This is a genomic window from Lysobacter sp. 2RAF19, assembly GCF_052115395.1.
GTDB lineage: Bacteria > Pseudomonadota > Gammaproteobacteria > Xanthomonadales > Xanthomonadaceae > Noviluteimonas.
On sequence record NZ_JBFRGO010000001.1, the window covers coordinates 863755 to 883550 of the forward strand.

A 19796-nucleotide genomic window follows, 5' to 3' on the forward strand; every position below is an offset into this window, starting at 1 on the left:
CGGGCGGTCGCGACGGTGCGGGGTCAGGGGATCGCCGCGCCGCCCGGGGTCGCCTCGGGGATCACTTCTTGGCGGCAGCCTTGGTGTCCGACTTCATCTCCGACTTCGACCACTTCTCGCAATGGCCGGTCTTGCCCTGCTTTTCGCAGGTGCGCTTTTCGTGATGCTCGGACTTGGCGGTCGTCGACTTGGCGGGCTGCGCGGCGGTGGAAGCGGCCTGCGGCGTGGCCGCGAAGGCGGAGCCGGCAACGGCGCTCATGGCGAGAAGCAGCAGGGCTTTGCGGGCGATCATGGCGGAACTCCTGTGGATGTGGGCGATGGATATCGCAGGACCGAGGCTGCGCCCCGGCGGCTTGCAGGCCCGTTGCCCGAACATGAAACATTCTTCATCCGGCGGCGGCGGGTACACTTCCTGCGACTCGCCTTTCGCAGCAATCGATGAACGACACCGTCCGCCCCGTCTTCCACGGCTTCGAACAGATCCCCCTCCGCGAATACGCCGAACGCGCGTATCTCGACTACTCCATGTATGTCGTGCTGGACCGCGCCCTGCCCTTCCTGGGCGACGGGCTCAAGCCGGTGCAGCGCCGCATCATCTATGCGATGAGCGAGCTCGGGCTCAACGCCGGGGCCAAGCCGAAGAAATCGGCGCGCACCGTCGGCGACGTGATCGGCAAATACCATCCGCACGGCGACTCGGCCTGTTACGAGGCGCTGGTGTTGATGGCGCAGCCCTTCTCGTATCGCTATCCGCTGATCGAAGGCCAGGGCAACTTCGGCTCGAGCGACGACCCCAAGTCCTTCGCCGCGATGCGTTACACCGAATCCAAGCTCACGCCCATCGCCGAAGTGCTGCTGGGCGAACTGGGCCAGGGCACGGTCGACTGGGTGCCGAACTTCGACGGCACGCTCGACGAACCCTCGTGGATGCCCGCGCGCCTGCCGCACCTGCTGCTCAACGGCACCACGGGCATCGCGGTGGGCATGGCCACCGACGTCCCGCCGCACAACCTCAACGAAGTCGTCGCCGCGTGCATCCGCCTGCTCGAGGATCCCGACGCGAGCGTGCGCGACCTGTGCGAACACATCCGCGGCCCCGACTACCCGACGACGGCGGAAATCATCACGCCGGCCAGCGACCTGCTGGCGATGTACGAAACGGGCCTGGGCAGCGTGCGCGCACGCGGCACCTTCGTGAAGGAAGCGGCGAACATCGTCATCACCGCCCTGCCCTACCAGGTGTCCTCGTCGAAGGTGATCGAACAGATCGCCGCGCAGATGCGCGCGAAGAAGTTGCCGTGGCTGGAAGACATCCGCGACGAATCCGACCACGAGAATCCGGTGCGCGTCGTGCTGGTGCCGCGCAGCAACCGCGTGGACGCCGAGCAGTTGATGGGCCATCTGTTCGCCACGACGGACATCGAGCGTTCGTATCGCGTCAACCTCAACGTCATCGGCGAAGACGGCCGCCCGCAGGTCAAGAACCTCAAGCAGCTGCTGTCCGAATGGCTGGTGTTCCGCACCAACACCGTCGTGCGGCGCCTGCAGCATCGCAAGGAACGGGTCGAGCGCCGCCTGCACCTGTTGGAAGGTTTGCTGGTCGCGTTCCTCAACCTCGATGAAGTGATCCGCATCATCCGCACCGAGGACGAGCCGCGCGATGTGTTGATCGCGCGCTTCGCGCTCAGCGAAGACCAGGCCGACTACATCCTGGACACGCGCCTGAAGCAGCTGGCGCGCCTGGAGGAAATGAAGATCCGCGGCGAGCAGGATGAGCTCGCCAAGGAACTGGAGAAGATCCTCAATACGCTGGAAAGCAAGGCCAAGCTGAAGAAGCTGGTGAAGGACGAGTTGCTCGCCGATGCGAAGAAGTTCGGCGACGCGCGGCGTTCGCCGCTGGTCGCGCGCGATGCCGCGCAGGCGCTGGACGAAACCGAATTGGTGCCGAGCGAGCCGATGACGGTCGTGCTCAGCGAGAAAGGCTGGATCCGCGCGGCCAAGGGCCACGATGTCGATGCGGCCGGCTTGTCGTATCGCGAAGGCGATGGCTTGCTCGCCGCCGTGCGGGGGCGCAGTACGCAACAGGTGGCGTTCCTGGATTCGACGGGGCGCAGTTATTCCACCCTCGCCCATTCGCTGCCCAGTGCGCGCGGCAATGGCGAGCCTTTGAGCGGCCGCTTCCAGCTCGCATCGGGTGCGTCGTTCCAGGCGATTGCCAGCGGCGATGATGAAGCGCGTTTCGTGCTCGCCTCCTCGCATGGCTACGGGTTCGTCACGAAGTTCGTCAACCTCACCGGGCGCCAGAAGGCCGGCAAGGCGATGTTGTCGCTGACGCCGGGCGCGAAGGTCGTGCAGCCGGCGCAGGTCGGTTCGGTCGAGAGCGATCGCGTGGTCGCGGTGACGAGCGCGGGACATCTGCTCGCGTTCCCCGTGCGCGATCTGCCGGAACTGGACAAGGGCAAGGGCAACAAGCTGATCGAGATTCCGAAGGCGAAGCTCGGCACCGAACGCGTCGTCGCGGTGGCCGTCGTGCCGCCGGGTGGGAAGCTGTCGGTGAAGTCGGGGTCGCGTTCGATGACGCTGTCGTTCAAGGAACTCGACGAGTACGTCGGGGCGCGTGCGTCGCGTGGCGGGCTGTTGCCGCGCGGTTGGCAGAAGGTCGACGGACTGGCGGTCGAATGAGCGAAGAGTTGCTTCGCGATCGCGAGAATTGGTTGTCGCGTTGGCGCGAGGGCCGGATCGGTTTCCACCAGGAAACGCCGTCGCCCTTGCTGGTCGAATGCTGGGATCGCATCGGTGCGCCGCAGGGCGCGACGGTCTTCGTGCCGCTCGCGGGGAAATCGGTCGACATGCCGTGGTTGGTCGAACACGGGCATGCGGTGTTCGGCGTGGAGCTTGCGGCGCTCGCGGTGGAACAGTTTTTCGCAGAACAGCGGCTGCAGGCGGATGTCGAGCAGACGCCGGAGGGTGCGCTGTGGCGTTCGGGTCCGATCGCGCTGTTGAACGGCGACGTGTTCGCGCTCGATGCGCAGGACCTGGCCGATTGCACGGCGTTTTTCGATCGCGCCGCGATCATCGCGCTACCGGAGGGCTTGCGTCGGCGTTACGCGCGCGAGGTCTACGCGAAGTTGCCGCGCGGTTGCGTGGGCTTGATGGTCACGCTCGAATTCCCGCAACACCAGAAACCGGGCCCGCCCTTCTCCGTCCCCGAGGCGGAAGTGCGTGCGTTGTTCGAGCCCGAGTGGGAGGTGGAACTGCTCGTGCGGCGCGACATCCTGGCCTACCAGGATTCCTTCCGGAACGAAGGCGTGACCGCGCTGCACGCGGTGGCGTATCGAATGCAACGGCGCTGAGGCGCGCCGCACCAAAGGGGCCTGCATGCGGCGCTGGATCATCCGGATCGCACTGGGGTTGCTCGGGCTGTTGCTGATCGCACTGATCGCCGCATGGTTGGCGATGCGCGCGAGCCTGCCGCCCCTGGACGGAACGCAATCGCTGCTCGGGCTTTCGGCGCCGGTGACGATCCAGCGCGATGCGCTCGGCGTGGTCACCATCGATGCGAGCAACGAAACCGACGCGCTGCGCGCACTCGGTTACGTGCACGCGCAGGAACGCTTCTTCGAGATGGACCTGATGCGGCGCTCGGCGGCGGGCGAGTTGTCCGGCCTGTTCGGCGACATCGCGCTGGGAGTCGACAAGGCCGCACGCGTGCATCGGATGCGGGCGCGCGTGCAGGAGCGACTGGACGAGATCGCGGGCGATCGGCGCGCGCAACTCGATGCGTATGCGCAGGGCGTGAATGCCGGCCTGAACGCCTTGTCCGCACGCCCGTGGGCCTACCTGGTCCTGCGACAACATCCGCAACCGTGGCGCGCGGAAGACACGCCGCTGGTCGGCTACGCGATGTACTTCGACCTCCAGGACGCAGCCAACAAGCGCGAGCTCGCGTTGTGGAAATTGCAGCCTCACGTTCCGCCGGCGCTGTATGCGCTGCTCACGCACGATGGGTCGAGTTGGGATGCGCCGATCACCGGCGCGCCCACCGGCGACGCGGTGTTGCCCGGCCCGGACGCGTTGAACCTGCGCGACCTGCCCGTTCCGATGCTCGCATCGGTGCACGCCTTGCCCGATCCGCCCGCGATCGGCAGCAACAACTTCGCCGTCAGCGGCGACGCCACGCGCGACGGCCGCGCGATCCTCGCCAACGACATGCACCTGGCGCTGCGCGCGCCGAACATCTGGTTCCGCGCGCGTTTGCGTTATCCCGATGCGCGCGCCGAAGGCGGTCGCGTCGATCTCAACGGCGTCACCCTGCCCGGCATGCCCGCGATCGTCGTCGGCAGCAACGGGCATGTCGCATGGGGTTTCACCAACGGCTACATCGACAACGCCGACTGGGGACGCCTGGTGAAGTGCGGCGATGCGCGCTATCGCATCGGTGACGCGTGCGTGCCCTTGGCGGTGCATCGCGAGCGCATCGACGTGGCGGGCGGCGCGCCGGTCGACATCGCCGTCGAAGAATCGCCGTGGGGGCCGGTGCTTGCGGAGGCCGAGAATGGCGATGCACTGGCGCTGCGCTGGTCGGCGCACTTGGCCGGGTCCTTGCGCTTGGGGTTCATGGACATGGCGTATGCGCGCGATGTCGACGATGCCCTGCTGCGTGCGAATCGCGCCGCGATTCCGGCGCAGAACCTGCTGGTCGCGGGCAAGAAGGACATCGCGTGGCGCGTGATCGGCCCATTGCCGCAACGCGTGGCCGGTTGCGATGCACCGATGCCCGATGCAGGAACATGCGCGCCCTGGGGCGTGCGGCTGGACGCCTCGCCCGTGGTGGCGCGGCCGATTTCCGCGCGCCTGTGGAGCGCGAACGCGCGCGTCATCCAGGATCGTCCGGGCGCGGCGCGCCTGTACGACGGCAACTTCTGGCTCGGCGTGCGCGCGAACCGGATCAAGCACGATCTGTTCGAGCGCCCGCAGTTCGACGAACGCGCGTTGCTCGCGATCCAGCTCGACGATCGCGCGGTGTTCCTGCAGCGTTGGTGGGAACTCCTGCAATCGCAGGCGAAGGCCGACGGCACGCCCGCGCTGCATGCGCTGGCGGAAGCGTCGCGCCACTGGGAAGGCCGCGCCGAGCCCTCGTCGGTGAGCTTCCGCATCGCGAAGGCATGGCGGCGCGCGGTGCACGATCGCCTGGCCGACGGGCTGACCGCGCCGGCGCAGGCCGAACTCGGGCAGGACTTCACGATGCCGCAGATGCCGCAATTCGAAGGCGTTGCGTGGCCGCTCGTCTCGCAGCGGCCGATGCATCTGTTGCCACGGCGCTACGCGACGTGGACGGCGTTGTTCGAAGATGCGGCGAAGGAAGTGCGCGCGGACCTGGAACACGAAGGCCCGCTTGCCGAGCGCACCTGGGGCGAGGCGAACACCGCGCGCATCTGTCATCCGTTGGCGCGTGCCTTGTTCTTCGCGCGCCGAGTGTTGTGCATGCCGGCGCAGGCGCTGGATGGCGATGCAACGACGCCCCGGGCGCAATCGCCCGACAACGGCGCCTCCGAACGCATGGTGGTCTCGCCGGGCCACGAAGCCGAGGGGATCTTCCACATGCCCGGTGGACAGAGCGGCAGTCCGCTGTCGCCGTATTGGGGCGCGGGACACGAAGACTGGGTACAGGGGCGACCGACGCCGTTTCTCCCGGGCCCGACGGAACACACGCTGACGCTGAAATAGCGACGTTTCGTCTGCACCAACCGGCCGAATCCGAGAAGGGTCGGGGGCAACGCGCCACTACGATTCGGCGGCGTTTCCCTCCCCCCAAGGATTCGAGCATGACCAAATTGAAACTGATCGCGCTGGCGCTCGCCATCGCGCCGACCACTGCGTTCGCGAGCGACGGCGGCGGCTTTGCGTTCACCGCCGGCTACGGCAACCTCGATGGCGGCGGCAATCCGCTCGCGGGCCAGGCGATCTCCATGCCGGGCCCGCTGGCGACGATCGACCACGAAGACGGCGACGATGTGTGGAGCCTGTCGGCCTCGTGGTTCATCAACGCGCACTGGGCCATCGAAGTGTGGACCGCGCCGGACGCCGGGCAGTCGTTGCACATCGACACCGAATTCGGCCCGGATATCTACCTGGCCTCGTACGACTCCTCGCCGGTCACGCTGATGGCGCAGTACCACTTCGGTGGCATGGGGCGCATCACGCCGTTCGTGGGCGCCGGCTGGCATTGGACCAACGTCGGCAGCGTGTCCACGAACCCGGCCTACGACGAACTCACGGGCCTGGATCTGTCGAACGACAACGGCTTCGCCGCCGTCGCCGGCCTCGATGTCGCCCTGGCCAAGGGTTGGTTCGCACGCGGCGACGTGCGCTGGATGGATTCCTCGAACGATGTCTCGTCGCTGGAAATCGTCAAGAAGTCGGTCAGCGCCGACAAGGTGTTCTACGGCGTATCCATCGGTTATCGCTTCTGAGTCGAACGCGCCGGCTCGCTACGCCAGGAGCCGGCGCATCAGGGCCAGATAGAGATCCGGGAGCGCCTGGAGGTCGGCAATCGACACATGTTCGTCGACCTTGTGGATGCTGGCGTTCACCGGCCCGATCTCCACGCATTGCGCCCCAAGCGGCGCAATGAAACGCGCATCCGACGTCCCACCGCCGGTGCTTTCCTCCGGCGCGAAGCCGGCGACTTGCGCGAGCACTTCGCGCGCGGCCGCACGCAGCGGACCTTCGGGCGTGTGGAAGGGCTCGCCGCCGCGATGCCAATGGATCGCGTAATCGAGCGCCTGCTTGCGGAAGATCGCTTCGCACTCGTCTTCCAGCTTCTCCGCGCTCCACCGCGGATTGAAGCGCAGGTTGAACAGAACCTGCAGTTCCCCGGGAATCACGTTGTTCGCGCCGGTGCCGGCATGGATGTTGCTGATCTGCAGGCTGGTGGGCGGAAAGGTTTCGAAGCCCTCGTCCCACTTGCGGGCCACGAGTTCGGCGAACGCGGGCAGCGCCTGGTGGATCGGGTTGCGCGCCTTGTCCGGATACGCCACGTGCCCCTGGATGCCGCGGACGCTCATGGTCGCCGACAACGTGCCGCGGCGGCCGACGCGCAGCAGGTCGCCGAGTTTCGCTTTCGACGAGGGCTCGCCCGTCACGCACCAGTCGATGCGTTGCCCGCGTTCGCGGAACACATCGGCGACGCGACGCACGCCATCGATGGCGTCGCCCTCTTCGTCGGAGGTCACGAGCATCGCCACCGTGCCGCGATGCGAAGGATGCTCGGCGACGAAACGCTCCAGCGCGACGACGAAAGCCGCGACGCTGCCTTTCATGTCGGCCGTACCACGGCCGTACAGCAGGCCGTCGCGTTCGGTGGGGACGAAGGGATCGCTCGCCCATGCTTCGCGCGGGCCCGGCGGCACGACGTCGGTGTGGCCGAGGAACACCAGTACCGGGCCATCGCTGCCATGCGTCGCCCACAGGTTGTCGACGTCGCCGAAGCGCAGCGATTCGCATGCGAACCCCGCATGCGACAGACGCTGCGACAGCATCGCCTGGCAACCCGCATCGTCCGGCGTGACCGACGCGCGTTCGATCAACGCCTTCGTCAACGCGAGCACATCGCTCACTTGCGCACTCCGAAGCGCAGCTTGAAGCCGCTATCGGTGAATCCCTGCGTCACCGTGCCATCGTCGGTCACGACGACCGGGCGGCGGATCAGCTGCGGATATTCCTTCAGCAACAACTGCCATTCCGGGTCGCTGGCCGGCGTCTTGCGGGCCGGCGGCAGTTCGCGCCACGTGGTCGAAGACTTGTTGATCAACGCCTCCCAGCTCCCCGCCTGCTGCGCCCAGCCGGCCAGCGTGGCCGCGGACTGGCGGTGGTCGCGATAGTCGACGAAGGTATGTTCGATCCCGAAGCGCTCCAACCAGTTGCGCGCCTTCTTGCAGGTATCGCAGTTGGACAAGCCGTAGAGAGTGGTCATCGCTTACCCGCGGAGCAATTCGTTGATCGACGTCTTCGCGCGCGTCTTCGCATCGACCTGCTTGACGATCACCGCGCAATACAGCGAATGCGTGCCATCGGCCGCGGGCAGCGAACCGGACACGACCACCGAGCCCGGCGGCACGTAACCGTAGGTGATTTCCTTCGTCGCGCGGTTGTAGATGCGCGTGCTCTGGCCGAGGAAGACGCCCATGCCGATCACGCTGTGGTGGCCGACGACCACGCCTTCGACGACTTCGGAGCGCGCACCGATGAAGCAATGATCCTCGATGATCGTCGGCGAGGCCTGCAGCGGCTCCAGCACGCCACCGATGCCCGCGCCGCCGGAAATATGGCAATGCTTGCCCACCTGCGCGCACGAACCCACCGTCGCCCAGGTATCGACCATCGTGTTCGCGCCCACATGCGCGCCGATGTTCACGAAGCTCGGCATCAACACGACGTCCTTGCCCAGGTAGGATCCGCGGCGCACCACCGTGCCCGGCACCACGCGCACGCCGAGCTTTCGGAACTGCGATTCGCCGAACCCCTGGAAGCGCAGCGGCACCTTGTCCCAGAACGGCGCCGGCTCGCCTTCCATCAACGTCATGTCGCGCGTGCGGAAGTACAGCAGCACCGCTTTCTTCAGCCACTCGTTGACCTGCCAGCCGCCCTTGCCATCGGGCTCGGCGACGCGGAACTCGCCGCTCTCCATGCCTTCGATCACGCGTTCGACCGAGGGGCGCGTGGCCCACTCGATTTCCTCGGGCGTCAGCATCGTGCGGCGTTCCCACGCACTGTCGATGTGGAACTTCAACTCCTCCACGCTCAGGCCCGGTGCGGGCTGCGGCGCGGCGGCCTTCTTCCTCGTGGTCTTGCGGACGGTCATCGTGGATCTCCATCGAATAAGGCCGACAGCGCCGCGCGCAGGGCGTCGCGACGCGCGTCGTCGAGCGCCTGGTCGCGCTCGTCGGTGAGTTGGAAGACATCCTCGGCGCGTGCGCCGAAGGTCGCGATGCGGGCATCGTGCACGCGCAGGCGCTGCGCACGGAAGACTTGCGTGACATCGGCGAGAAGCCCCGGCCGGTCGGTGCAGACCAGGCTGAGCAAGGTGCGGCGCCCGTCGGCCGCGTCGACGAACCCGATCTGCGGTGCGATGCGGAAGTGTCGCAGGTGCCGCGGCTGGTTGCGGCGCACCGGCTTGATCGTGTCCAGGTCGGCGACGGCGAGTGCGCCCGCCATGCGGCGTTCGACATCTTCGGCCGCGACCGCGCGCTGGCCTTCGGCCGGCAGCACTTCGAAGGTATCGAACACGCGCGCATCCGGGCCGTCGAACAGACGCGCCTGCATGATCGCCAGTCCCGCGCGATCCAGCGTGGCGACGATCGCCGCGAACAGGCCGTCGCGATCGGGCGCGAGCACGAACACTTCCAGCGCACCGATGCGCGCCGCGCCCTGCGCGTTCAAGGTGCGAGCACTGACCCGCACACCCTCGGCCTTCGCGCCACGCACAACGGTGGCCTGCCAGGCGATCTGGTCGGGCCGCGCGCGCAGGAAGGTTTCATCGGGCATCAGCGCGAACAAGCGCTGCGCTTCATCGGACAGGATGCCGAACTCCGCGAGCAACACCTGCGCGGCGGCGCGCGATTCGGCGATGCGATCGGCGGCGGCGACCGGATGTTCCAGGCCGCGGCGCAAGGCCAGGCGTGTCGCCGTGTACAGATCGGCCAGCAACCGATCCTTCCACGCGTTCCACAACTTCGGCGACGTGCCGGCGATGTCGGCGCAGGTCAGCAGATACAACAGGTCGAGCCGTTCGCGATCGGCGACCTCATGCGCGAAGCGATGGATGACCTCCGGGTCGGAGATGTCCTGCTTCTGCGCGGTCACCGACATCAGCAGGTGCTTGCGCACGAGCCAGGCGATCAATTCGGTGTCGGCCTCGCTCAGGCCGTGCGCGATGCCGAATTCGCGCGCGTCGACCGCGCCGAGTTCGGAATGGTCGCCGCCCCGCCCTTTCGCGATGTCGTGGAAGAGACCGGCGAGCAGCAACAACTCCGGCTTGCGCAGGCGCGGGTGGACTTCATGCGCGATCGAGAAGCGCTCGTCCTGCGTGCCGGCGGCGAACCCGGCGATGTTGCGCAGCACCGCGAGCGTGTGCTGGTCGACGGTGAAGACATGGAACAGGTCGAACTGCATGCGCCCGGAGACCTGCGCGAACGCCGGCAGCCAACGTGCGAGCACGCCGAGCCGGGCAAGACGCGCGACGGTTTCCACTGCTTGCGGCCCACGCAGCAGCGCAATGAACCGCGCGCGCAACGCCGGCGTCGCGTCGGTATACGCGGGGATCGTGGGCAAGGATTCGGCCAACGCGCGCGCGGTTTGCGAATGCAGGCCACGGATGCGCGGTTGCGCCGCCCAGGTCGCGAACAACGCGAAGATGGCCGCGGTGTCGCCTTCGGGCCACTGTGGATCGCGCGCGGCGAGGTAGCCGCGACGCAATTCGAACGCCGCATCGATCGGCTCGGGCGCGACCTCGCCTTCGAGTTGTTCTTCGAAACGTTGCAGCAACCGGTCGTTGATGCGCAGCACGATCGACGCGCTGCGATAGAAGCCCTGCATCATCTGCTCGACGGCGAGCGTGCCGTCGGCGTCGACGTGGCCCAGGCGCGCGGCCAGCGTCTTCTGGTGATCGAAGCGCAGGCGTTCTTCGCGGCGACCGGCCACCAGGTGCAGGCCGTAGCGCAGGCGTGCGAGTGCGCGGCGCTCGCGTTCGAGCGTGGCGTATTCGTCGGCGCCCAGTTGCCCGAGCGCGATCATGCCCTGCGCATCGCGCTGGCCGAGTACGCGCAAGGCCATCCAGCGCAGCGTCTGGATGTCGCGCAGGCCGCCCGGGCCTTCCTTGAGATTGGGTTCGAGATTGTCCGAGGTGTCGCCGAAGCGCGCCTGGCGCACGCGTTGTTCCTCGCGCTTGGCGCGGAAATATTCGCGCGCGGGCCAGACGTGGCGCGTGTCGATCGCGTGCAGCAGCGCGCGCAGGTCGTGTTCGTCGGCGACCAGCGGGCGCGCTTCGGACAGGGCGGTGAGCACGGTGATGTCTTCGCGCGCGGCGGCGGTGCATTCGTTGTGCGAGCGCACGGCGTGCCCGGTCGGCAGGCCCGCATCCCAGAGCAGCGCGAAGAAGCGCGCGAGCGCGTCGTGCTGCGCGGCCTGCGCGTCGGGTTCGGCCAGCACGAGCAGGTCGATGTCCGATTGCGGGTACAACTCGCCGCGGCCGTAGCCGCCGACGGCGAACAGGGCGAGCTTCGCGTCGTCGGTGATGCATTGCGACCAGGCCTCGCGCACGATCGCATCGACGGCCATCGCGCGGTCGCGCAGCAGCGTGTCGATGTCTTCGTTGCGGTCGAAGCGCGCGGCGAGTGCGGCGTCGGCCTCGACCAAGCGCGCGCGCGCCTGCATCGCCCATGCGGCGGGTTCACTCGGCGGCGCAGTCGCCGCCGGCCTGGAGGCGGCGGCGGGGTCGCTCATAGGTCGTTGTCGTCGCCGGGGACGCGGGTGAGGATCTCGACGCCATCGTCGGTCACCACCACCGTGTGCTCCCATTGCGCGGAAAGCTTGCGGTCCTTGGTGACCACGGTCCACCCGTCGGGCAGCAGCTTGGTGTGGCGCGCGCCTTCGTTGATCATCGGTTCGATCGTGAAGGTCATGCCCGGCTTGAGCACCATGCCTTCGCCCGGGCGCCCGTAATGCAGCACCTGCGGGTCTTCGTGGTAGATCTTGCCGATGCCGTGGCCGCAGTACTCACGCACCACGCTGAAGCGTTCGCCTTCGGCGTACTGCTGGATCGCATTGCCGATGTCGCCGAGGGTGGCGCCCGGCTTCACGGTGCGGATGCCGCGGAACATCGCCTCGCGCGTGGTGTCCACCAGCCGCTTGGCCATCACCGACGGCGTGCCGACGTAATACATGCGCGAGGTATCGCCATGCCAGCCGTCCTTGATGACGGTGACGTCGATGTTGAGGATGTCGCCGTCCTTCAGGACCTTGGCCTCGCTGGGGATGCCATGGCAGATGACGTTGTTGACCGACGTGCAGACCGTGGCGGGGAAACCGCGGTAACCCACGTTGGCCGGGATCGCCTGCTGCACGTTGACGATGTGGTCGTGGCAGATGCGGTCCAGTTCGGCGGTGGTCACGCCCGGCTTCACGTGCGGGGCGACGACCTGCAGCACCTCGGCGGCCAGGCGGCCGGCGACGCGCATCTTTTCGATGTCCTCGGGGGACTTGATGGTGATCGACATGGGGGGATTATCGCCTCCCGGGGGCCGTCGAAGCCATCACGCCCCCGTCCCGGAGCGTTCCACGGCTTGCCCGCAAGTGCCCGGAACCGCTAGAATTCCGCTTCTTCCCCGGGCACCTGCCCCCGGAAGCCGCCCACGAGGGGCGCCACCCTCGAATCCACACCTGCCGCAACAGCCCGCCCCGGGGTGCCTCGCAAGAGGTTCGGAGGCGGAAGCGCCAGGGAGGCCCAACCCCGGAACCATCGTCCGCCCCAACCCATTGGGCGGCAGGTTCCACTGTCAGGAGTTACAAGCAATGTCCCAGGTCACCATGCGCCAGATGCTGGAAGCCGGCGTCCATTTCGGCCACCAGACGCGCTACTGGAATCCCAAGATGGGCCCGTACATCTTCGGCGCCCGCGGCAAGATCCATATCATCAACCTCGAGAAGACGATGCCGCTCTTCTCCGACGCGATGAACTTCATTTCGGCGATCGCGCAGAAGCGCGGCACCATCCTGTTCGTCGGCACCAAGCGCTCGGCGCGCGAAGCGATCAAGGAAGAAGCCACGCGTTGCAGCATGCCGTACATGACCCAGCGCTGGCTGGGCGGCACGCTCACCAACTTCCGCACGGTCAAGCAGTCGGTCCAGCGCCTGAAGGAACTGGAAGCCGGCGAAACCGACGGCACGTTCCAGAAGCTGGTCAAGCACGAAGTGCTCGGCCTGCGCCGTGAGCGCGACAAGCTGGAAGCCTCGCTCGGCGGCATCAAGGACATGAACCGCCTGCCCGACGCGCTGTTCGTGATCGACATCGGCCACGAAGACATCGCCGTCAAGGAAGCCAAGAAGCTCGGCATCCCGGTCATCGCCGTCGTCGACACCAACTACGATCCGGCCCTGGTCGACTACGCGATCCCGGGCAACGACGACGCCATCCGCGCCGTGCAGCTGTACGCCCGCGCCGCGGCCGACGCCGTGCTCGAAGGCAAGGCTGCCGCCCCGTCGGCCGCCAACGTCCGCGAAGAAGACTTCGCCGAAGCCGCCGGTGCCGAAGGCGAAGACAAGAAGGGCCCGCGCCGCGCGCCGGCCAAGAAGCCCGCCCCGCGCAAGCCGGCCGCCAAGGCCGAGTAAGCACCGGCTGTCACGTAGCCGCGCAAGACTGCGCGGCTGCGATCTGCATTTTCGCCATCCCCGCACGCGCGGGGATGACGTACTCATTTCCAAGAGGAACCCCCATGGCTGAAATCACCGCTTCCCTCGTCAAGGAACTGCGCGAGCGCACCGGCGCCGGCATGATGGAGTGCAAGAAGGCGCTCACCGAAAACAACGGCGACATCGAAGCTTCGGCCGAATGGCTGCGCAAGTCGGGCCTGGCCAAGGCCGACAAGAAGGCCGGCCGCGTGGCCGCCGAAGGTCGCGTCTCGGTCGCCCAGTCGGGCAACAAGGCCGTGCTGGTGGAGATCAACTCCGAAACCGACTTCGTCGCGAAGGACGGCAACTTCATCAACTTCGCCGATGCCGTCGCGCAGACCGCGCTGGCCTCCGGCGCCGCCGACGTCGAAGCCCTGAAGAGCGCGAAGATGCCGTCGGGCGAAACGGTCGAAGAAGCGCGCGCCGCCGTCATCTCCAAGGTCGGCGAAAACGTGCAGGTCCGTCGCCTCGTGCGCATCGACACCGCCAACAACGTCGCGGCCTACGTGCACACCGGCAACAAGATCGGCGTGCTGGTCGAACTCAAGGGCGGCGACGCCGACCTGGCGCGCGGCATCGCGATGCACATCGCCGCGTTGAACCCGCCGTACAACAAGGCGGCCGACGTGCCGGCCGACTTCGTCGCGAAGGAAAAGGAAATCGAACTGGCCAAGATGTCCGACAAGGACAAGCAGAAGCCGGCCGAAATCCTCGAGAAGATCATCAGCGGCAAGATCGCGAAGATCGTCAACGAAGTGACGCTGTACGGCCAGCCCTACGCGCTGGACCAGGACAAGACGGTCGAAGCCACGGCGAAGGCCGCCGGCGCCGATGTCGTCGGCTTCCAGCGCCTGGCCGTCGGCGAAGGCATCGAGAAGGTGAAGGAAGACTACGCAGCCGAAGTGGCCAAGGCCATGCAGGTCTGATCCATCGCGACAAGCGTTGGGACGAAAAACCCGCGGGCAACCGCGGGTTTTTTGTTGTTCGACCACCGAACACCATCCCTCAATCCGGCAGCGCGATATTGCCCGCCAGATGTTGCGCCACTGTCGCGATGCGCCGCAGGTGTCGCGATTCGGGATGCGTGAGCGACCACAGTTGCGTTTCGGCATCCGCGAGGGGTTCGGTGAGCGCGACCAGATCGCTGCGATCGCGTGCGAGGAACAAGGGGAGCACGCCGACGCCAAGGCCCGCGGCGATGCCCTCGGCGACCGACAGGATGCTGTTCACCTGCACGCGCGGAACGATGCCGGGCATGTGGCGTTTGCGCCACAGCACGCTCTGGTGTTGCGGAAGCGCTTCGTCGGGCGCGATCCACGGGCTCGTCGCGGGATCGGGCTTGCGGCCACGCGTACGCGCGCCATAGATCGCGACGCGAATCGTGCCCAGGTGTTTACCGACGACGTGATCGGGTGGACGCAAGGTCGCGCGCAAAGCGATGTCCGCGTCGCGCTTGGTCAGGCTTGCGAGTTCGTGGCTCGCGTTGATTTCGAACGACAGCAGCGGATGCGTCTGCGACAGATCGCGCAGCGCCGGCAGCACGAGGCCGTGCAGCAAGGTGTCGGTCGTGCTGATGCGCACCGTACCCGACACCGCCTGCCCCGGCGCCTGCGCAATGCCGCGCGCCGTGTCGAGTTCGGTTTCGATGCGTTCGGCGTGCCGCGCCAGCTGCGCACCCAATTCGCTCGGTCGATAGCCGGCGCGCGTGCGTTCGAACAGGCGCTGCTGCAATCCCTTCTCCACGCGTTGCAGCGCGCGGAACACCGTGGACGCATCCACGCCCAGCAATTCGCCGGCCGCCGCGAGGGTTCCCCGCCGCGCGAGGGCAAGGACGACACGCAGATCCGCGGGCCCAAGCTCGTATTGCACGGATGCAACGGCCATTTGTGATTCCACATATTCCGATTGCGCGCCCGCAATCCTAGAGTTCCGGCACCTTCCCCGCAACCGGAGTCTCCCGTGAACACCCGCCAGTACGCCCCGCTGCTGCTCCGCCTCGCGCTGGCCGCGATGTGGTTGTCGCACGCCCTGCTCAAGATCCTCGTCTTCACCCTGCCCGGCACGGCCGCCTTCTTCGAATCCAAGGGCATCCCCGGGTTTCTCGCCTACCCGGTCGTCGTCGCGGAAATCGCCGGCGGACTGGCGATCCTCGCCGGCGTCTATGCGCGGCAGGTCGCACTGCTGCTCGTGCCGATCCTCGCCGTCGCGCTGTGGACCCACGTGCCGAATGGTTGGGTGTTCACCGCCACAGGCGGCGGCTGGGAATACCCGCTGTTCCTGATCGTCGTGTCGATCGTGCTCTGGCTGTCGGGCGATGGCGATTACGCGCTGGCCCGCAGCGGCGCCCTGACCCTGGACGCACGCGCATGATCGGCCGGGGCATGGGGCGGGCTTTGGCCATCGGCTAGAATCGCCGAGGATTTTCCCTTGCCCCCGTGGAGTCGCCGATGTCCCAGCTCGCCTGTCGCCGTGTCCTGCTCAAGCTGTCCGGCGAAGCGTTGATGGGCGATGAGGACTACGGCATCGACCCCAAGGTCATCGGCCGGCTCGCCGACGAAGTGATGGAAGCGCGCGAAGCCGGCGCCGAAATCGCACTGGTGCTCGGCGGCGGCAACATCTTCCGCGGCGCGGGCCTGGCCGCCGGCGGCATGGACCGCGTGACCGGCGACCAGATGGGCATGCTCGCCACCGTCATCAACGCGCTGGCGATGCAGGACGCGCTCGAAAAACGCGGCGGCCGCGCGCGCGTGATGAGCGCGATCAAGATCAACGACGTGTGCGAGGACTACATCCGCCGCCGCGCGATCCGGCACCTGGAGAAGGGCCGCATCACCATTTTCGCCGCGGGCGTGGGCGCGCCGTTCTTCACCACCGATTCGGGCGCCGCGCTGCGCGCGATCGAGATCGGCGCCGACCTCCTGCTCAAGGCCACGAAAGTCGACGGCGTCTACGACAAGGATCCGAAGAAGCACAAGGACGCCGTGCGTTTCGACTCGCTGACCTACGACGAAGTCATCTCGCGCGACCTGCAGGTGATGGACACCGCCGCCTTCGCACTGGCGCGCGACAGCGACCTGCCGCTGCGCATCTTCGACATGTCGCAACCGGGCGTGCTGTTGAAGATCCTGCGCGGCGAAAACATCGGCACGCTCGTCCGCGGCCGGGGCTGAGGCCGGGCATGGGCGCCGGGCATTCGCACGACGCGCACGACCACCACCACGGGGATGCCGGCATCCGCGCCTTCGCGTGGGTGACGCTGCTCAACCTCGCCTACACCGTGCTCGAAGCCGGCTACGGTTTCGCGACCAATTCGCTCGCGCTGCTGTCCGATGCGCTGCACAACTTCGGCGACGTGCTCGGCCTCGGTCTGGCCTGGGGCGCGGCCGTGCTCGCCAAGCGCAAGCCCACCGAGCGGCACACCTACGGATGGCGTCGCGCGACGTTGCTCTCACCGCTGGCCAACGCCATCGTGCTCGCCGGATTTTCCGGCGCGCTCGCCTGGGAAGCGGTGCGGCGTTTCGTCTCGCCGCCCGAAGTACCGGGCACGACGGTGATGGTGGTCGCCGCCATCGGCATCGCCGTGAACCTCGGCGCCGCGTGGTTCATGCATGGCGGCCACGACGATCTCAACCGTCGGGGCGCGTTCCTGCACCTGATCGCCGATGCCGCCGTGTCCCTCGCGGCCGTGCTCGCGGGCGCGGGCATGCTGGCCTTCGGCTGGCGTTGGCTGGATCCGCTCACCGCGCTGCTGGTCGGCGCGGTCGTGGCCGTCAGCGCCTTCGGCCTGCTGCGCGACAGCTTCAACGCGGCGATGGATGCCGTGCCGCGCCAGATCGACCAGGCGCAGGTCCGCGCCTTCCTGGGCTCCTGCCCCGGCGTGACCGCCGTACACCACGTGCACATCTGGTCGCTGGGCGCGGGCGAAGTGGCCATGACCGCGCACCTGGTCCGCGCCAATGCGCAGGACCACGACGTCTTCATCGATTCGGTGTCCCACGATCTCGACGAACGCTTCGGGATCAACCACCCGACGCTGCAGATCGAGTTCGGTACGGGCTGCCACGACGAGCACGACAAGGCCCCCCATTACTAAGGCCCGGCCCTTCGGCAGGGGGAACCGGCTGTTCGACCCCTTATAATCCCGGGCTGATCGAAAGGACCCGGAGCCCGCGATGCTCAGCGACATCAAGAAAGACGCCACCGCCCGCATGCAGAAGAGCGTGGATGCCTTCCGGCAGGAACTCACCAAGCTCCGCACCGGTCGCGCCACCTCCGCGCTGGTCGACCACCTGAAGGTCAACTACTACGGCTCGGAAATGCCGCTGAGCCAGGTCGCCACGGTCGCCGTCGCCGATGCGCGCACGCTGACCATCACCCCGTGGGAGAAGCCCATGGTCGCGGTCGTCGAGAAGGCGATCTTCGCCTCCGACCTCGGCCTGACCCCGAACACGGCGGGCACCACCATCCGCATCAACCTGCCGCCGCTCACCGAAGAGCGCCGCAAGGAACTGTCCAAGCACGTGCACGCCGGCGGCGAGGACGCGAAGATCGCGATCCGCAACATCCGCCGCGATGCCAACCACCAAATCAAGGAACTGCTGAAGGACAAGCAGATCACCGAAGACGAAGAGCGCAACAGCGAAGCCGACATCCAGAAGCTCACCGACAAGGCGATCAAGGATGTCGACGAGGTGGTCAAGGCCAAGGAACAGGAACTGATGGCGGTCTGACGCCACGGTTCGCATGTCTTCCGACGCATCGCCGGCGCGCATTCCGCGCCACCTCGCCGTGATCATGGACGGCAACGGCCGTTGGGCCGAACGCCGTCGCCGTCCGCGCGCCATCGGCCATCGCGCCGGCGCGCGCGCGGTCCAGAAGTGCGTGGATTTCTGCATCGAGCACCGCATCCACGCGCTCACCCTGTTCGCCTTCTCCAGCGAAAACTGGGGGCGGCCGGAGGAGGAAGTCGGCGCGCTGATGAAGTTGTTCCTCAACGCGCTGGAGCGCGAAGTGGAGGAACTGCACCGCCGCGGCGTGCGCATCCGCTTCATCGGGCAACGTGAACTGTTCGCTGCCGCGATTCGCGCGCGCATGGATGCCGCCGAGTCGACCACGCGCGGCAACGACGTCCTGCACCTGACCATCGCCGCCAGTTACGGCGGCCGCTGGGACATCGTCAACGCCGCGCGTTCGCTGGCCGCCGATGTCGCCGCCGGCCGCGTGAAGGCCGAGGACATCGACGAGAAGGCGTTCGCATCGCGCATCGCGCTGGCCGATCTTCCCCCGCCCGATCTGTTCATCCGCACCGGCGGTGACGTGAGGGTGAGCAACTTCCTGCTCTGGCAGCTGGCGTACACCGAGCTGTGGTTCACTGAAACGTTGTGGCCGGACGTGGATGCCGCCACACTCCGCGAGGCCCTGGCCGACTACGCGATGCGAGAGCGGCGCTTCGGTCTCACCGGGGCGCAGGTTTCCGCGTCCTTCCCACTGCCACCCGACCACGGGACCCCCGAATGACCCGCACGCGACTGCTGGCCGCGATGATCATGACCCCGCTCGCGATCGCGCTCGTGTTGTTCCTCGACACGCCGTGGCTCGTCGCCTGCGCGGCGGTCCTGTTCCTCGCCGGGCTGTGGGAATGGTTCCGCCTGGCCGAGATCGACGACACGCTCCATCGCAGCGTGCTGCTGGTCGCCAACCTCGCGCTGATGGTCGCCATCGTCTGGGCCTCGCGCTCGGGCACCGGTTACAGCTTCGTGCTCTTCCAGGTCGCCACCGTCGTGGGCGTGGTCTGGTGGCTGCTGTCGCTGCTGTGGCTGAAGAATTACAGCTTCGCCTCCGACCACGACACGCACGCGCGCATGTTCAAGCTCGCCGCGGGCACGCTGGCGGTGGTGCCGGCCTGGTGCGCGCTCGCGCTCATCCACGGCGGGCAGCCCAACGGCCATCGCTGGTTGCTGATCGCGTTGCTGGTGATCTGGGGCGCGGACAGCGGTGCGTATTTCGCAGGCCGCCGGTTCGGCAAGCACAAGCTCAGCCCGCGCATCAGCCCGAACAAGACGATCGAAGGCCTGGTCGGCGGGATGGTGGCTTCGGTCGTCATCGCCTTGATCGCAGCGCCCTTCGCCGGCGCGACGGTCGCGCAGCTGCCGTGGGTCGCGCTCGTGGTCGTGGTCACCGTGTTGTTCTCGGTGGTCGGCGATCTGTTCGAGAGCCTGCTCAAGCGGCATGTCGGTGCGAAGGATTCGGGCGACCTGATCCCCGGCCACGGCGGCATCCTCGATCGCATCGACAGCGTGCTGGCCGCCCTGCCCGTGTTCGCCCTCGGCAAGGGCCTGCTCGGCTTCTGA

The 19796-nt window shown here is 67.4% G+C and carries 19 protein-coding genes; 12 read left to right on the forward strand and 7 right to left on the reverse strand.

The genetic code is table 11. From position 1 onward, the window contains the following. Positions 1–61: 61 nt before the first annotated feature. Positions 62–292: a hypothetical protein gene (locus tag AB4059_RS04225; RefSeq protein ID WP_498976889.1), complete on the reverse strand. Its 231-nt coding sequence runs from the start codon at positions 290–292 to the stop codon at positions 62–64. A 146-nt stretch (positions 293–438) separates the two neighbouring features. On the opposite strand from AB4059_RS04225, the gene parC reads away from it, so the two are divergent. From parC to AB4059_RS04245, 4 genes are all read left to right on the forward strand, one after another. Beyond that, positions 439–2682 carry a DNA topoisomerase IV subunit A gene (parC, locus tag AB4059_RS04230; RefSeq protein ID WP_498976891.1) on the forward strand — a complete coding sequence of 748 codons (2244 nt, stop codon included), beginning with the start codon at positions 439–441 and terminating at the stop codon, positions 2680–2682. Continuing rightward, the gene (locus AB4059_RS04235; RefSeq protein WP_498976893.1) at positions 2679–3353 is read left to right on the forward strand and encodes a thiopurine S-methyltransferase; all 675 of its coding nucleotides are present in this window, start codon (positions 2679–2681) and stop codon (positions 3351–3353) included. The genes parC and AB4059_RS04235 overlap by 4 nt, the downstream gene beginning before the upstream one ends. A 25-nt stretch (positions 3354–3378) precedes the next feature. Beyond that, positions 3379–5727: a penicillin acylase family protein gene (locus AB4059_RS04240; protein WP_498976895.1), complete on the forward strand. Its 2349-nt coding sequence runs from the start codon at positions 3379–3381 to the stop codon at positions 5725–5727. Between the two features lie 98 nt (positions 5728–5825). After that, positions 5826–6473, forward strand: coding sequence for an OmpW/AlkL family protein (locus AB4059_RS04245; RefSeq protein WP_498976897.1), 648 nt, complete (start codon positions 5826–5828; stop codon positions 6471–6473). Between the two features lie 18 nt (positions 6474–6491). Here AB4059_RS04245 and dapE read toward each other — a convergent pair whose 3' ends face one another. Genes dapE through map form a run of 5 tightly spaced genes read right to left on the reverse strand, consistent with a single transcriptional unit; the run spans position 6492 to position 12275 of the window. After that, positions 6492–7619: a succinyl-diaminopimelate desuccinylase gene (gene dapE, locus AB4059_RS04250; protein WP_498976899.1), complete on the reverse strand. Its 1128-nt coding sequence runs from the start codon at positions 7617–7619 to the stop codon at positions 6492–6494. Then, complete coding sequence (locus AB4059_RS04255; RefSeq protein WP_498976901.1) at positions 7616–7975, reverse strand: arsenate reductase; 360 nt, start codon at positions 7973–7975, stop codon at positions 7616–7618. The genes dapE and AB4059_RS04255 overlap by 4 nt, the downstream gene beginning before the upstream one ends. A gap of 3 nt (positions 7976–7978) precedes the next feature. Next, entirely contained in the window at positions 7979–8863 is an 885-nt protein-coding gene (dapD, locus tag AB4059_RS04260; protein ID WP_498976903.1) for a 2,3,4,5-tetrahydropyridine-2,6-dicarboxylate N-succinyltransferase, read from the reverse strand. Continuing rightward, positions 8860–11502 (reverse strand): [protein-PII] uridylyltransferase, encoded by a 2643-nt coding sequence (gene glnD / locus AB4059_RS04265; RefSeq protein ID WP_498976905.1) that lies wholly within the window; start codon positions 11500–11502, stop codon positions 8860–8862. Before glnD ends, dapD begins: the two co-directional genes overlap by 4 nt. Next, positions 11499–12275 carry a type I methionyl aminopeptidase gene (gene map / locus AB4059_RS04270; protein WP_498961374.1) on the reverse strand — a complete coding sequence of 259 codons (777 nt, stop codon included), beginning with the start codon at positions 12273–12275 and terminating at the stop codon, positions 11499–11501. Before map ends, glnD begins: the two co-directional genes overlap by 4 nt. Positions 12276–12570: 295 nt before the next feature. On the opposite strand from map, the gene rpsB reads away from it, so the two are divergent. Beyond that, positions 12571–13386, forward strand: coding sequence for a 30S ribosomal protein S2 (gene rpsB, locus AB4059_RS04275; RefSeq protein WP_498961372.1), 816 nt, complete (start codon positions 12571–12573; stop codon positions 13384–13386). A 104-nt stretch (positions 13387–13490) separates the two neighbouring features. Then, on the forward strand, positions 13491–14372 hold the full coding sequence (tsf, locus tag AB4059_RS04280) for a translation elongation factor Ts (protein ID WP_498961370.1): 882 nt from the start codon (positions 13491–13493) through the stop codon (positions 14370–14372). 79 nt (positions 14373–14451) lie between these two features. On the opposite strand, the gene AB4059_RS04285 is transcribed toward tsf, so the two are convergent. Beyond that, a complete protein-coding gene (locus tag AB4059_RS04285; RefSeq protein ID WP_498976907.1) occupies positions 14452–15330 on the reverse strand; it encodes a LysR family transcriptional regulator in 879 nt (292 codons plus the stop codon). A gap of 75 nt (positions 15331–15405) precedes the next feature. Here AB4059_RS04285 and AB4059_RS04290 point away from each other — a divergent pair, with 75 nt between their 5' ends. From AB4059_RS04290 to AB4059_RS04315, 6 genes are all read left to right on the forward strand, one after another. Continuing rightward, positions 15406–15816: a DoxX family protein gene (locus tag AB4059_RS04290; RefSeq protein ID WP_498976909.1), complete on the forward strand. Its 411-nt coding sequence runs from the start codon at positions 15406–15408 to the stop codon at positions 15814–15816. Between the two features lie 77 nt (positions 15817–15893). After that, positions 15894–16616, forward strand: coding sequence for a UMP kinase (gene pyrH, locus AB4059_RS04295; RefSeq protein ID WP_498976911.1), 723 nt, complete (start codon positions 15894–15896; stop codon positions 16614–16616). Between the two features lie 8 nt (positions 16617–16624). Further along, positions 16625–17539, forward strand: coding sequence for a cation diffusion facilitator family transporter (locus AB4059_RS04300; protein WP_498976913.1), 915 nt, complete (start codon positions 16625–16627; stop codon positions 17537–17539). Between the two features lie 79 nt (positions 17540–17618). Then, entirely contained in the window at positions 17619–18176 is a 558-nt protein-coding gene (frr, locus tag AB4059_RS04305; RefSeq protein ID WP_498961359.1) for a ribosome recycling factor, read from the forward strand. A 13-nt stretch (positions 18177–18189) separates the two neighbouring features. Then, positions 18190–18963 carry a polyprenyl diphosphate synthase gene (gene uppS / locus AB4059_RS04310; RefSeq protein ID WP_498976915.1) on the forward strand — a complete coding sequence of 258 codons (774 nt, stop codon included), beginning with the start codon at positions 18190–18192 and terminating at the stop codon, positions 18961–18963. Next, positions 18960–19796: a phosphatidate cytidylyltransferase gene (locus tag AB4059_RS04315; RefSeq protein WP_498976917.1), complete on the forward strand. Its 837-nt coding sequence runs from the start codon at positions 18960–18962 to the stop codon at positions 19794–19796. Before uppS ends, AB4059_RS04315 begins: the two co-directional genes overlap by 4 nt.

What these genes read in the sequence shown, in the direction of transcription:
- tsf (WP_498961370.1), top strand. Translation starts at nt 13,491, where the DNA reads ATGGCTGAAATCACCGCTTCCCTCGTCAAGGAACTGCGCGAGCGCACC.
- rpsB (WP_498961372.1), top strand. Translation starts at nt 12,571, where the DNA reads ATGTCCCAGGTCACCATGCGCCAGATGCTGGAAGCCGGCGTCCATTTC.
- dapD (WP_498976903.1), bottom strand. Translation starts at nt 8,863, where the DNA reads ATGACCGTCCGCAAGACCACGAGGAAGAAGGCCGCCGCGCCGCAGCCC.
- uppS (WP_498976915.1), top strand. Translation starts at nt 18,190, where the DNA reads ATGTCTTCCGACGCATCGCCGGCGCGCATTCCGCGCCACCTCGCCGTG.
- glnD (WP_498976905.1), bottom strand. Translation starts at nt 11,502, where the DNA reads ATGAGCGACCCCGCCGCCGCCTCCAGGCCGGCGGCGACTGCGCCGCCG.
- AB4059_RS04285 (WP_498976907.1), bottom strand. Translation starts at nt 15,330, where the DNA reads ATGGCCGTTGCATCCGTGCAATACGAGCTTGGGCCCGCGGATCTGCGT.
- AB4059_RS04235 (WP_498976893.1), top strand. Translation starts at nt 2,679, where the DNA reads ATGAGCGAAGAGTTGCTTCGCGATCGCGAGAATTGGTTGTCGCGTTGG.
- AB4059_RS04245 (WP_498976897.1), top strand. Translation starts at nt 5,826, where the DNA reads ATGACCAAATTGAAACTGATCGCGCTGGCGCTCGCCATCGCGCCGACC.
- AB4059_RS04315 (WP_498976917.1), top strand. Translation starts at nt 18,960, where the DNA reads ATGACCCGCACGCGACTGCTGGCCGCGATGATCATGACCCCGCTCGCG.
- parC (WP_498976891.1), top strand. Translation starts at nt 439, where the DNA reads ATGAACGACACCGTCCGCCCCGTCTTCCACGGCTTCGAACAGATCCCC.
- AB4059_RS04225 (WP_498976889.1), bottom strand. Translation starts at nt 292, where the DNA reads ATGATCGCCCGCAAAGCCCTGCTGCTTCTCGCCATGAGCGCCGTTGCC.
- AB4059_RS04300 (WP_498976913.1), top strand. Translation starts at nt 16,625, where the DNA reads ATGGGCGCCGGGCATTCGCACGACGCGCACGACCACCACCACGGGGAT.
- map (WP_498961374.1), bottom strand. Translation starts at nt 12,275, where the DNA reads ATGTCGATCACCATCAAGTCCCCCGAGGACATCGAAAAGATGCGCGTC.
- pyrH (WP_498976911.1), top strand. Translation starts at nt 15,894, where the DNA reads ATGTCCCAGCTCGCCTGTCGCCGTGTCCTGCTCAAGCTGTCCGGCGAA.
- AB4059_RS04240 (WP_498976895.1), top strand. Translation starts at nt 3,379, where the DNA reads ATGCGGCGCTGGATCATCCGGATCGCACTGGGGTTGCTCGGGCTGTTG.
- AB4059_RS04255 (WP_498976901.1), bottom strand. Translation starts at nt 7,975, where the DNA reads ATGACCACTCTCTACGGCTTGTCCAACTGCGATACCTGCAAGAAGGCG.
- frr (WP_498961359.1), top strand. Translation starts at nt 17,619, where the DNA reads ATGCTCAGCGACATCAAGAAAGACGCCACCGCCCGCATGCAGAAGAGC.